Origin of the sequence: Ewingella sp. AOP8-B2-18 (genome assembly GCF_052376015.1) — a bacterium.
Lineage (GTDB): Bacteria > Pseudomonadota > Gammaproteobacteria > Enterobacterales > Enterobacteriaceae > Ewingella > Ewingella allii.
In genome coordinates this window covers 60,329-74,046 of sequence record NZ_JBQSVB010000015.1, presented here as the reverse complement: position 1 = coordinate 74,046, position 13,718 = coordinate 60,329, and the positions used below count along the sequence as shown (strand labels likewise).

The following is a 13,718-nucleotide window of genomic DNA, read 5'->3' as shown; positions in this document are numbered from 1 at the left end:
GAACTACCCGGATCATAGATGTGGTGATTTTTTTTTACAACCATACAATATGTAGATTGTCTAAAAATGCTTATTGCAAATTTAACAAAGCCCGCAGGATGCAGGGTGAGGTGTAGAAATTTTTTTCTATAAATTTCTTTTCGAGCCTTTTTAGAGGCTTTTTTTGGCCGCTTTCCTTATCAAATTTGATAAAAACACCCCTTTACTTATATTAGCGCACATGGTGAAATGCCCCGGTGATACATCTTGTGTGCGTTTCTAACCTCGCTTAGAAATCACATCTGAAGGACTGGCCGCTAACCGGTTTCTTCATTAAGTTTAAGAAAACCGTCTCTTTAGGCGGTTTTTTTATGCCTAATTTTCTCAAATCCCCCATTAAATTTTCTTCATTTCGGGGTTTGAGGCCCAATGGGGCTTAACCAAAGTAATTAAAAAAAAATAACTTGTTATTTATACTCTTAATGTCCAACTCGCGATTATTTATGCGCGTAAGCGCATGAAGGCGACGCACTATGTTCGACAGTGATCCTTTGCTCATTGTCGCCGGTGAAGCGGCGCAGCCGCCCCGGCTTGATAGGTTCCCCCGATGCCCACCCCTCGCCCTGCCAGACCATACCCGCCATCAACTACACATAACCTTAAGTACGCGGTCGGAGTGGTCCTGGCGAAGCCAGGGCGTATCTCCGCGTTAGCGCCTATGGCGCTTACGAGCGTGTACTTCAGAGCTAAAGCCACACCTCTCAAAGCGACACATTTTTAATAGTTACAACATTCACTTTTAAAGCCACTCTGTTCCGGGCCGTTGGCCCGGGGCGGGGCGGCTTTACAGGTGGACGGAGGGGGTGCGTTTGCGCTCGGTGCCGGGGGTTGACGTGGGTGAGGTTTAGTGAATGTTGTAACTAATATCACGGGTGTTATGCCCCGGCTTGTCCGGGGAGCTACTTCTTCTTTGCCTTTGCCGATGATGCTGTTGGTCAGGCGTTGTTGCCCTGAGCAACGCGAAGGGAGCTACTCCAGATGCCGGGCTTTAGCCGGCTCAGGAGTACTCTTTCTTTAGAAAGCTTGTTTTGTTCAGAAGTAACGTTCGAAATTAATCCTATCTGAAGAGGGGTTTTCGAAGTTAATGGAATGCCTCGACCGGAGGAATTAACTCTTCGAATTTAAACGATTATTTCTTAATCAGGCATTGGCCAGCGCCGTATCGTGAGCACGCCTCGACCGTCGCCGGTGCGCATTTTGGCGGATAACAGACGTGGGGAAGCCTGCCAGGCATCCGCGAACGGAAAAAATGCCAGCATCAGGCCCGCGAAATCGCAGGAAGGGGAAAGGTTTAGAGAGGAATGTGGTTAAGACAGTGGAACGCCGGCGCGCTCCAGGAGCCGCTGATAAAACGTCTCAGCATCCGTGGACAGCAGCGTCGGGAACTCGGCTTTGAGGGCACTTTCCAGCGACATCTGCGCAACCGTGGTGAGCAGACCACTGGCCGTAAAACGCCGCCAGGCGTTCTCATGCATGGCCGTGCTATTTTTGGGACGCAGCTGCCGCACTTTACGCGCCTGTTCGTCAAGAACGGCGCCAATATCTGCCTCAGTTCGCGCTTTTTCATCGCGCAGCTCCGGGCTGACAACCCAGCGTTTTATCTGTCTCAGACGGTTTTTAAGTGAATGGTGGCGGTCAATACTGATGCCCAGACGCGCCATTTTGAGCAGGTGACGCTGATATTTCTGCTGCATCGACTCCGCCAGTCCGCTGGCTACCGCCCACTGGCGATATTTATGCAACCACTCCCGGATGCTTTCTACGGCGATGCCGCGTGAAGTAAAGCATTTGTCGGTGAGAAAAATACGCATGGGCTTGTTCTGGCCAGAATCGGCGTCGCGGTCACGGTGTATCACCACGTAGTCCAGCTGTTCCATCACCCGCAGGGCATGGAGCAGAACGTCATAGGCTTTGCGACCGTTCTCATAAATGTGCAGCGCATTCATGCGGCGGGCAATCTCTTCCACCGGCAGCATCATTTCGAAAAGGTAATCGCTGTCCGGGCTGTAGTCACAATTTGCGGCCAGAACCAAAGAGAGAGAGGTCAGCGCCTCACGGCTCTCAGAGCGTGGGGTAATCCGCATGGGTTTAGGGGTAAAGGAGGGGTCAGACGCACGAGAGTACGGCGTGTAACCAGTACGACGAAGCGCGATCAAATCGGTATTTCGACGCCAGTCATGCTGACGGAAGCAGGCCACCACTTTTGCAGCCATGCCGCGCGGCGTTTTGCCCGTGTAAGCCGGTTGATTGTTACGGTGCGTCTTCGACTGACCTTTGCGCAGTCGGTTAGCTTCACCCCGGCGCGAAGGACGATAGACACTGGCAGAAACACTGTTTGCTACCGGTGAAAACGGAAACAGTTGTTCAGACACGGCTCCCAACGCTTATGTTGCGCCGGAGGAGTTGACCTTTAAAAGGCATAAATCTATACTCCCTGCATAGAGCAACAACTCTATACAGTTTTAGTGAGCCCCGACTATCTTTCGTTCCCGCCAAGAAATGAGAAGATATTCGGGGTTTTTGCTTTTCTGGGCCTGTGAAACCTTCAATACAGCACCCATTCCCTGCCACCTTGCGGCGTGGCCAACCATAAATTCTCTAACTGATCAGCAATCTAGCACTACCCGTGACCACATGCAAGAATGTCAACCCATTCACTTACCTGGTTCGTTCAGCTTCATTCTTTATGAGTCGCTGAAGGATTTCGGCTTGCGTAGCACCTTCTTCTTTGCACATTCCCATCAACATCAACTTTATCTCAGGGTCTACAAAGACTTTAATTTCTTTTTGGCTTAACCGCTTACGAGAAATTGATGCAAGTTGTCGTTCAGTTCCCGACAATGGATCGCCTTTTCTGTAAGCACGTTTAGGTTTCGCTGAGGAAGGGGCTACTTTTGTGGATTGTGACATTTTGGCCTCCCCAAGGATCTGATTATATCGTTTGGGAAAGCCTACTATAGATTCATTAAATCAGCAGCATAAAAAGCATTTTCACTCCCGTTGGCGCGGGATAAGACAAAAATGCGAAAAGAGGTAACATTCGCCATTCAGAGCGCCGGAGGCTCTCTGTCAGTACGATGACACCCAGTCTTTCCCTAACGCCCAGCGAGACTGCCAGTGAGTCAGATAGGTTTGTGCCAGGTCAGGTACATCGTGCAATACCAGAGCGTTCTCCGAATTCGAGCGAGCGGCAGACAGCGTAAAGTTATATGATCCGGTTTCGACCGTCTGGCCATCAACGATAATCACCTTGTCATGCATGATTTTAAACTGGCTGACGGTACGCACCGGGATCCCCGCATTCACCAGTAAATTCATCGCGGCCACACTGGCTTTCCCGCGATTGCCGCCCTCATCCAGTACCACCTGGACATCGACGCCCCGTTTCTTTGCTTCGACCAGGGCCCCGGCAATGTCGGGCGAGGTAAACGAGTACCCCATCAGGCGAATGCTTTGCCGGGCATCATTCACCGTTTGCAGTACCAGCTGCTGCGCGCTGCCTTCCGGTGAGAATCCCGCCTGTACCGACGGGGCCGCGCTGGCGGTGCAAACGCCCACATTCAATAACATGGCCAGTAAGGCCACCCGCAATCTGTTGTGCTTCATCAGTCTGTTTCCTCCTGGTAGGGCAATGCATAAATCCCTGATGACACACTGGTGGTCAGCAGGCAAAAGGAACCTTCGCCACAGGACGCGTCCCAGGTCAGGTTTTCCGGCACGCACTTGGTCAGACAGGTAATGGCCACCTTCAGTGCCTCATGGTGCAATCCCGGATGCGTTCTGAAACACACCCGCTGATGCTCGATATCATCATCGCTGAACACAAAGCCATGCAGGTCAAAAAAGTGGATCGACAGTGCTTTTTCACCCTTCATCGTTTTTCTCCTGACACCGTGCAAATCCACCTCAAACCCGGTGGCCTGCACGACCTCGCTTTATTTCATCGCATTATCGATGGCCTGCTGCATCACCTGAGCGGACACGACGCCCGGAATGACGGTCGTGTTGTCAGCGGTCGCGTTCTCTGCCGGCATCACGATGATCCCCGGCGTCCCGGTTAATCCCAATAGCTCTGCCAGCGCACTGTTACCCGCGATCAGGGCATCTGCCGCTGTGCGGTTCGCGACATCTTCTTCTCCTGCGCCCGCTGCAGTGGCCACTTTTTCAATATCGTCTGACGTCAGTTTCCCTTCGTTATGGCCGGTGCCGTAAATCCCGTTGTGGTAAGCCATATAGGCATCAGCCCCCTTCTGTTTCCAGATGGCCAGACCCCGGCGTGACGCCTGCGTAGACTCGGGGTAATGCCCGGCAAAAATCGTCCAGTCACGAAAAGCAAATCGCACATCCGGGTTGCTGACCATGACCTGCTCCATTACCGGGGCCATCATGCTGCAGGCAATGCATTCGTAGTCAAAAAACTCCGTCACAATCACTTTCGATTTTTGCGGGCCTTTCACCGGCACGCCGTCAAGCTGCATCAGCAGCCTGTGCCCCTTCAGCACCGACTGTGCCATCAGCTGTGCCTTGATGGCTGCCTGCTGTGCCTGCAGCTTTTTGCTCACCTCGATGATCACCTGCGGATGGGCCACCAGGTAGTCGGCGGCAATCTCGCCGATGCGTGACTGCTGCGCCGGTGTGAACTCTTCCGGCTCTGCGGCGCCGGCATGGAGTGAACCGAAAGTAAAACTCAGGGCGAGCGAAAGCGCCGCCGCGTTAAAACGGTTTGTCATGATGATGTCTCTCGAAGAAGGATCCCGGTGTCACCGGTGAATAAAAGGTTGAGCCGCTGCCAGGATGTGTCGCGGTGTGGATTAACGTTCTTTCTGAATATTTCGGACGGCTTCGTGGGTAATTTCTTCCCGCTCCGGCTCCCGGCCACGGCTTTCGGGCGGCAGCGTCAGTTGCCCCTGCTTTTCCAGTTCACGCGCCGCGCTGGCCAGCGCCCGCTCCGACAGGTCGTTTTGCGGATTTTTCGTCGGCGCACGGCCTCTGCCTTGCTCTTCCTGCACCTGCCGCAGGACATCGGCAGAAATCAGGCCACCCTGCGCATTCTCTGACGACAGTGCGGCGTTGGCGAACTGCCCTGTGCCCGACAGCGCGGCCAGTACGGCCTGAACGGCACCGTTATTGCCCTGCAGGGCTTCGTTTTGGGCAAGCAGGCCGGACGCTTGACGGATAAGTGCGGCGTAGTCAGGCAGTTTCTCTCCTGGCAGTACCGGCACCTGTTGCTGCATCGACTGCACTACCTGCTCAATCAGACGAGCCGACAGCGCCGCTTTTTCCGCCCCGTCCTTCGCCCCGGCTAGTGCCGGCAGAGAAGGCAGCATCTCCTGCAGCTCCGACTGAACCAGCCTGATCAGGGTGGCATCCGGTCTGAACGTGCGGTCAGTCGCCCCGCCCGCCACTTTCAGCAGCTGCGCGGACGGCATCTGCCGGCCGGTGAGCAGCAATACGCCTGCCGCCGGGTTGCCTCGCGCCGCCGCCAGCGCCTGCGTCATATCGCTGACCACAATCGTGTCACCGTTACGGCTTTTTTGCACCACCGCCGCCTGGGCGCCCTCGGTCGTCAGCTGGCGTACCGGCCCGGTCTGTATCTGGCCGGTGTCTGACTGAAGGGGGAACATCGTCAGACCCGCCGTTTTGCCGTTGCCGTCATAAACCGGTAACGCCAGATGCGGCATCGGATATTTCCTGGTCGGCGGAATAATCCGCGCCGTCACGGGGTTATCTTTTAAGCCCTGTTCCCGCAGGTAGGTTCGCCCGATGGCCGTTTTGCCCACCGGCTGCCCCATCGCCCAGATGCTCCGGGCCTGCGCCCGCTCTGATTCCGGCTTCAGGGCATCATGCGCAGTCTGCGGGCCGTTATCCTTTTGCCGCAGCGTATCCATCCAGTCACGAAGACCATCGGTATAAATCTGCACATGATCGCGGGCACGGGAGGCGTTAATGTAAAAGGCCCGCATGCCGCTCATTCGCTTACGCGCCCCCTCCGTCCCCTCCAGCGCAATCACATAGTCCGTACTGGCCCCCTGTGCGCCGTAGCCGGTCACCGCCCAGGCATAATCGATGTGCTGGTCTGCCCGCGTCATGCCCGGCGTAATGACCTTTTCGCCGCCGGCGTTTTTAAGCACCACCTCGCCGTTGTCACGTAGCGTTTCTACCCGGTACTGTTCATGGGCATCATGGCCCGCCTGCTTCTGCGTTTTGCTCATGCGCACGCTGTCACCTTCCCGCAGCTCAATCTCACGCCGTTCAAACACCTCAATTTCGGTGGCGTTTAGCTCTTTCGGGGAGTAATAGTGCATGCGGTCATTTTCATCGCGCAAAAAGACGCGCTCCGTTCCCAAATCGATGCCGGTCACGCTCAGATATCGCTCGTTGGCCAGCACCACCTGCCCCGCCTTCCAGTCATTAATGCGGTTGAAATCGTGACGACCGCCGGTAATGCGATCCAGTATCGGGACGGTCACCGCCTTCTCCCCCAACTCCCCTTCTTTTAACATGGCCTGATGAATGTATTTATTGATCATCTGCCGGTCCTCATGCAGCTGCACCACTATCATGGTGCGCTCGCGGGCATCCGGTGTCCGGCTCATGTAGTCCACGGTAATACGTGTCCACGGTGATTCGGTTTCTACCACCGAGTGGCCAGGCGCCTCCCAGGACCTCAGCCGGGGCACCGTCTTCGGTGACACTCTCTCCATTTTCTCGAGGGCAGCACCGGCTTTGTTCTCAATGACGCTGTAAACGGCAGACTTCAGGTCATGATTACGCTGGCGAACGATTTCGTTCATCACGGCCACGTCGAGGGTACTGCGCTCCTGCATCAGCGTGAACGGTGCCCCGCTTTCCGGTGACTGCAGCTGACCGGTATCGCCCACCGCAACGGCCCGGCCCTCTCCGCGTGATATCGCCTGATAGGCGGCAGCGGTGTCCTGATTCCCCAACATCGAGGACTCATCAATCAGAAAAAGTGTCCTGGCATAACGCACGTCTTCGCCCGCCGCCGTGCGCTGTTGCCAGTCCACCACGAAGGATTTAAGGGTCTGCGCCTCGATACCAACATCACGCATTTCCTTCACCGCGCGGTGCGTCGGGGCAAGCCCAATCACGAGCGGCCGTTCACTTTCCGGCAAGGTGTCAATCGCGGCTTTCACCGCCCGGAACTGGGTGGTTTTCCCCACGCCGGCATAGCCCTGTACGGCGGTAAAGCGATCGGGGCTTTGCAGGATAAGCGTCGTGGCGGCCTTCTGCCCGGCGGTCAGCCCATTAAGCAAGACCGGGTCCATCGTGGCCATCAGCGGCGTCTGCGTATTTTTACCCGTATCAATTTCCCGGATGATGGCCTTTTCCATCTCCCAGGTCGCCCGCCCCACAAATCCCCCACCGCCGGCGACTTTCACCGGGATGAGGTCTCCCTCTTTCACCTGCCGGGCCACTTCGCCCCGTAACGCCCCCAGATTATTAAAGAACGTGCCCGCCTGCTCCAGCAGCTTCACCTCTGAGAAGGCGACGTCCTTCATCTGGGCGACAGCGCGCGACACGGCCTTTTGCGCATCCGTGAGTAATCCTGCGTTTAACGCGGCCAGCGCTTCCCCGGCGTCTTCCTTGCCACTGACCTGGCGGACTAACGCCAGCGGTGAACGGGTGGTGCGCATACGGCCGAGTTTCTCTTCCGCCTTGTTTTGTGCTTCACCGGTAAAGATTTCCGCCTCATGGCCCGACTGGGCCAGGGCGTTCATGATGTTGCCGGACAGGTCACGGGCGTTGAGGCTGGCCAGCACGATACCGTGCTCATTGTCCCGGCTCCCCGGTGCGCTGACGTAGCCGTGCGTCAGATACAGCGGCCGGTCGGTCGCGACCTGCAGCGGTTTTTTCTGGCCATCGCGCTGCACCGTTAATTTTCCCTCACTGACGGCAGTGACCGTCAGCCGGTCGCGGGCTTTCAGCCCATTGGCTTTGTCTGCGGCCAGGGCAAACAGCTGCTCTCCCTGAGCAACGTGCAGCTGTTCACGGGTAAACAGCCGCCAGTCGCCGGTCAGGTCGCTCAGTTTTACGCGGCTCAGAACGCCGTCGCTATCGATAAGTGACAACATGCGCGTCTCCTCATGCACCCGGTCAAGGGTGTAGTGGCGGGTCTCATTTTTGTCTGACCGGTCTTCCAGCACCATCCCCGCCCGGTACGTGGCCGGGAGCAGCCGCTCCTTCACGCTGGCATAGACCGGCGTGCGGGTTTCGACGGTCACGCCGTCCCGCTCAAGCTTGCCGGCGTTTTGCAGGGCGTCACGGATAATGCCGGTCAGGTGCTGCTGCTCGCGGGCGCCGGTGACCACGGCGGTGACGGTGGTCACCGGTGAACTCAGGTCAGCATAGCGCTCAGCCAGTGCCCGGTAACGGTCGCGCTTATCGCCGATACTGATCACCCGCGCTTCCAGCCCCGCAACGGGTTCAGTCAGGCCGTGACGGGGCACGCCGGCGGATGACAACACCGACAGGGCGTTGGCGTTGGACTGCCGCCCGGCGCTGTCCAGGAAAATAAGCTGGGCGCTTTTCTCCTTCGCTTCGCCGCTCAGGACCAGCATCTCCTTGAGTCCGAGGCGCTCCGCACTTTCCACGATGAGTGTGCTGTGCGGTGAGAGACTGAACCCCTTATCCAAAATGCGGCTGCGATAGAGGATGTCGTCTTTGAGAAGCGGAGATTTGCCGAAGCTCAGGCCGCGTTCGGCGGAACTGGCTAATATTTTCACCTCGCGGCCATGTTCACGTGACATTGTCACCAGTTCTTCCGTCACCTCGCGCAAACGGCCAATCGACGCCGGTGCGTTCAGGATGGCCACCGGCGCAAACTCCACCGCTTTAAGCCGTTCAGGCGTCTCGATGTCGGTTTGCCGGAAACTGACCACTTTCCCTTCCTTCACGATATCGCCCGCCAGGGCCTGCACAGACAGTTCATCCAGCAGATGAATATGCGAGGTAAATACCCCTTTGTCCCCGTCCAGCGGGGCCAGCAGGTTTTCACCGATGGCCCGATCGATCGCCTTGCGCAGATTAGGGATCGACTGTTGCCCTTCCCCCGCCTCATGCGCCGTCATCAGCAGGTCGCCGTAGGTAAAGCGGGTGCGTGTGTCGCTCAGTACCGAAATCGCGGTACGCACCGCCTGCATGACGCTCGGCGGCATCGGACGTTCTTCCGCCTGTTCTGGCTCCACGGCGCGAACCTGTGCCGCGTCTATCACCTCACGGATATCAAAATTCAGGTCTGCCATCTGCTGATCCCACCGCGCCTGCAGGCGGTTGCGACCGGCCTGCGTCTCAGGTTTGGCGATGGGCGATTCCGCCGGTGCGTCCTTCGCACCCGTACTTTTTCCCGGCGTTACCTGTCCGGGTTCGGTAAGACTGACGGCCTCAGCGGTCGTGCGGACAGAGGCATTCCCCTCTCCGCCCACCTCAATTGCAGGTTCTGAGGGGAAATCCACGCGTTCACGGGACAGTGGTGGCTCGGTGACGGCTTCAGCCGGACTGGCCATCTCATCAGGCGTGCGGGTAGAGGCTATCCCCGGTTTACCCACTTCGGCTGCCGGTTCCGACGGTAAATCCACCCGCGCAGCGGACGATGATGGCACGCTGGCAGTGTCAACTGGCGTCAGTGACGGGGCAGCGGGCGGGTGTGTGCCCTGCGCATCAACTTCATCGAGTCCGTAACGGCTGATGTCGACCTTTGTCTGCCGGGTGTCTAACGCCGCGACGTCGCGGCTTCTCAGAGACGCTTCATCCCCGACCTGGGCGGCGATTTCACGGTGGCGGGACGAAAACTCCTCCAGCACCGCCTCCGGAAACCCTTTGATTTCCCACAGTTCATGCTTGCCGCCGGTGAGTTCTGTCTCATACCCCATCGCCTCGGTTTTCGCCTTCAGGCTGTTGCGGTAGATTTTGCCGAAGCTGACCTGATGGCGGTACATCGTCTCAATAAACCCGGCACCGTAAATAGCATCAGTGGCCAGCGCCTTCCACTTCCCGTCCAGCTCGGTCACGTTGGCAACCACGGCATGGGTGTGAATGGCCGGATCGAGATTGCGTGACGTATCGTGGATAAAGAGCGCCGCCACCATCTTGCCGGTGGGGACGATCGAGGTGATGCCCTCCTTCGTGTCACGGGCGGAAATCGTCTGCTCCATGATGGCCAGCGTTTCTTTGACCGCCTCAATATGGGCCTGCAACAGGCGCTTATCGCCGCCGGCCAGGATAAGCATTGAGACACTTTTCGGTGCAGAAAAAGTGAAGTCGTGTCCGGGCCGGTGCACATGGTTACCTGACACCTCCTTCCCCAGCTCCACGCCATTCGGCAAACGCCCGTGCAGGACATTGGTGAACGCCTCAAGATCAACGTTCCCCTCCAGACCCAGCTCACGGGCGCCTTCCCCCAGCCACTGGCTTTGCAGGTCATCGAGAAAATAGTAGTTATCTTTGCTGCTGTAATAGCCCGCCGCGTCTGCAGCAGACGCAACGGAGGCAACGGTCATCATCGTTCAAAACCTCCGGGTTCGTGGTGTTCATCCATATGCTGGTACGCGTCATAATCATCGTGGTGTCGCAGAATGTTCTGCTCCTCCTCGGCCATCGCGCGGTTTGCCGCGCCGTACTCCGTCGCCTGGGCCTCATCCAGGCTTTCCGGTGACTCCTTCCGGGCGCCCAACGTGCGCAAAACAAGCTCGCCTTTTTCATCAACCTCCACGTCCATCTGCAGATCCGGTGCTTCACCCTGTGCCTCTGTTGCCGCCTGGTCTTCGGTGCCGTCAGCGGTTGGCGCGGGTTTGCGCCTTTTTTGCGCGAGCATCTCCAGTGCGCTGAGTCTGGACGAAGGCACGACCTGCTTAACCGCTACCGCAGGGGCTTTGGCCGCAGCCGGGCTAACAGGTGGCACGGCGGCCGAATCCGCAGTGAGGGCACGCGGGAGCGCGGGATCCGACACTTCAGATTTGACCGGTGCGGGCGCAATCGAAGGTTTGTCCGCCGTTCTGGATACGGCATCCCTCTCTCCGGGGTTTCCCGCCGCTTCCGGCCTCCTCATTCGCGGCGTAAAGGGACGCACGTTGCTGGAAGGTTCCGGGAAGACGGCAGTGCCGGGCTGGACAGGGTCTTCAGCCACCGGCGGTGTTGCCGGTGTTTTCAGTGTTTCAACGGTGAGCGACGTCGGCGAAACCGTGACGGGCACGCTTTCCCGGACGGGGCTTTGTGACGAAATGCTGTCTTTCGGGGGCGGCGTCTGGGATTGAGGGGATTGAGTGACAATCTCCGGTTCTGCAGTCGTTGACTGCCCTTCCAGAATTTCGTCGCCGGTCGGGAAGACAATGCCCGCCCTGCGCGTCGCCTGTTCGTTCTTGCTGATGACCTGTTCCAGCTGAGGACTGAGCACGTCCTTAAAATCGCGCTCAATCAGCGCCTTGTGATACTTCTTCTGCGGACGGTACTTCAGATCCAGTTTCACGACCGGGTATTCCCCCGGCAGGCGGGCATAGAAACGCAGATTTGGCATCGACATGATCTGGTCATAATCGACAACCGGCTCATTGACCTTGTCGCGACTGATGGAAATCCCGTCACGGATTTGGTCAAGACCGTAGCTGTTCTGCTCCCGCGCCTCACGGCGGCGCTGATGCCCCAGCTCTTCCTCTACGATTTTCGCCACTTCAGCGCTTGGCGAACGGCCATAGAAACGGGTGTTCAGCAGGTCAAAAATAGACTTGGCCACCTCACGTCCGTACACGTTGATAAGCTGTGGCATGTTCTGAATGCCAATAACAAAACAACCGCCAAATTTGCGCCCTTCAGCCAATGTCTCGGCAAACTCGGGGATTTTTTGCAGGCTGGTCTTTTCATCGACGACAAACCACACACGGCGGTCGGGATCTTCCCCCATGCTTTGCAGATAAATCGTGGCCATCGATAGCCACATGGATATCAGCGGACGAACCGACTTGCGATGACGGGCCGTGGTGGAGATAAACAGCCAGCTTTTGTCGTACCGGGCGTCGGTCATCCACTCCCGGATGCTGAACTCGGGTTTCCCCTCCTGGTCAAGCCCCTGCAGGTATCGCAGCGCTTTGGCGTAGTTGGTGACCACCGAACGGATAGAGATGGCCGTTTTCTCAATTTTTTCCTCAACCAGGTTGGCAGAGGGGGTGTTTTTGAGAAATTCGCGCAGACTTTTCAGGTCGATAGACAACAGGGCTGTCAGGAATTTCTCAATACTGCGATCGCTATGTGAGGCAAACTGCATTGCCGTATCGCTGAAAATGGTACGCGAAGAGGACACCCAGAACGGGTCGGACTCCCCCTCCACCGGAATAAGCGAGGCCGTCAGGTTCTCGTAGTCCACGACCTCCCGCGCTTCCCGCCACAACACCCAGTTCTCACAGCGCTTATCGTGCGGGTTGAGAATTTTGTCGATACGTTCGTCAAAGTGCGTTTCAATAAAAGTGCCGCCGGAGTCGTAGACAATCGCCCGGTCCCCCCGTTTACGAATAAAGTCGAGCAACCAGCGGATAAGCGTGGATTTACCGACTGCAATAGTGCCGTGTATCAGGTAGTTCATGATCTCGGCGTTCTTCACCATGTGTAGGCCACCGATCTGCAGGTCTGATTTCTGACCGGCCTTTTTCAACTGACGGTTTACGCTGTCCACGTCATCGGTCAGCGTCATGCCGGAGAGATAGGTGTCTTCACTCTCTTTTTTTCCAATGCGCCCCACGTACCAGGCAATCACGCTGAACAGCAGCAAACACACCGTGCCGCAGCCTGCGGCACTCAGCTTTAAGTTATTCACCAGCTGGCCGCCCATCGACTGCATCCAGGGGTCAGCCAGCAGCTGTCCCAGCGTCAGTTTGGTGGTGCACAACTGTACGCCGCTATTGCAGTGCCAGCTGATATCCCAGGTCGCCGGGCTTTTCGGGTTCATCAACGGCACAAAGCTGGATAACAGCCTGCCGGTCCAGTACCAGAAACCGTTATTCAGCACATCGGCGGAGGTGACCGCCCAAAATACGCAGCCGGTGGATAACAAAAACAACAGTAACAGCCAGTTCAATATCCACTGGTTGACCTGGGCAAACATACGCAGGCGGTAGGCCGTCATCTGGCCCCCCTGCGTGAGGTATTTCGGTGTAAAACTCATGGTTCAGCTCCGGCAAACGCGCAGGCTTAAGCCGCCCGGACGGGCAGTTCAGGTTGGTCAGTAAAAGAAGCGGGGAATGAAATTGGGCTAAAAAGTTGTAAAGGACTTAATGAAACGACGACGGATTGTGATGGCTGAACTGCGCCTGGATAAGCGAAACGGCTATTCTGAACAGGAAAGCCACCGCATTTATCATGGCAACCGTGACAGACGACAAAAATGCACCCACCGCCAACACCAGCATTATCAGCAGTACGACCGGCAAAGCATCAGGCAGCATATCGCTGCGGGTCTGGCGTAAGGCCAGCGAGAAGGCGTACAAATTACTGTCGTGCATGATGAACTGCAGCAGGGCGACGCCGTGATACCAGAGAACAAACGCGCTCCAGATAAAAAACAGGGTAAACCAGGCCATCAGGCCACGGACACTTTTGTATAGCATGAGCAATTCCTTCAGTTGGGCGTTTAGCGGCAACGCTCGCCACAGTCCGGACGCGGGGATTTGCGT

At 57.0% G+C, this 13,718-nt stretch carries 8 protein-coding genes; all 8 read right to left on the bottom strand.

The window, feature by feature from the left end; genetic code table 11:
* Positions 1-1,346: 1,346 nt before the first annotated feature.
* The 8 genes from ACT3RR_RS20990 to ACT3RR_RS20955 all read right to left on the bottom strand — a co-directional run bounded on the left by ACT3RR_RS20990 (position 1,347) and on the right by ACT3RR_RS20955 (position 13,652).
* A complete protein-coding gene (locus tag ACT3RR_RS20990) occupies positions 1,347-2,411 on the bottom strand; it encodes a Replication protein (RefSeq protein ID WP_496201070.1) in 1,065 nt (354 codons plus the stop codon).
* Between the two features lie 286 nt (positions 2,412-2,697).
* Positions 2,698-2,949: a replication regulatory protein RepA gene (gene repA / locus ACT3RR_RS20985; RefSeq protein WP_413536352.1), complete on the bottom strand. Its 252-nt coding sequence runs from the start codon at positions 2,947-2,949 to the stop codon at positions 2,698-2,700.
* A gap of 159 nt (positions 2,950-3,108) precedes the next feature.
* Positions 3,109-3,609 carry a phospholipase D family nuclease gene (locus ACT3RR_RS20980; protein ID WP_496201073.1) on the bottom strand — a complete coding sequence of 167 codons (501 nt, stop codon included), beginning with the start codon at positions 3,607-3,609 and terminating at the stop codon, positions 3,109-3,111.
* 35 nt (positions 3,610-3,644) lie between these two features.
* On the bottom strand, positions 3,645-3,914 hold the full coding sequence (locus ACT3RR_RS20975) for a hypothetical protein (RefSeq protein ID WP_413536353.1): 270 nt from the start codon (positions 3,912-3,914) through the stop codon (positions 3,645-3,647).
* A gap of 60 nt (positions 3,915-3,974) precedes the next feature.
* Positions 3,975-4,769 (bottom strand): DsbA family protein, encoded by a 795-nt coding sequence (locus ACT3RR_RS20970; RefSeq protein ID WP_496201069.1) that lies wholly within the window; start codon positions 4,767-4,769, stop codon positions 3,975-3,977.
* Between the two features lie 81 nt (positions 4,770-4,850).
* Positions 4,851-10,562, bottom strand: coding sequence for a conjugative transfer relaxase/helicase TraI (traI, locus tag ACT3RR_RS20965; protein WP_496201068.1), 5,712 nt, complete (start codon positions 10,560-10,562; stop codon positions 4,851-4,853).
* The gene (traD, locus tag ACT3RR_RS20960; protein ID WP_496201067.1) at positions 10,559-13,210 is read right to left on the bottom strand and encodes a type IV conjugative transfer system coupling protein TraD; all 2,652 of its coding nucleotides are present in this window, start codon (positions 13,208-13,210) and stop codon (positions 10,559-10,561) included. The genes traI and traD overlap by 4 nt, the downstream gene beginning before the upstream one ends.
* Positions 13,211-13,316: 106 nt before the next feature.
* The gene (locus ACT3RR_RS20955; protein WP_448313617.1) at positions 13,317-13,652 is read right to left on the bottom strand and encodes a hypothetical protein; all 336 of its coding nucleotides are present in this window, start codon (positions 13,650-13,652) and stop codon (positions 13,317-13,319) included.
* Between the last annotated feature and the right edge of the window lie 66 nt (positions 13,653-13,718).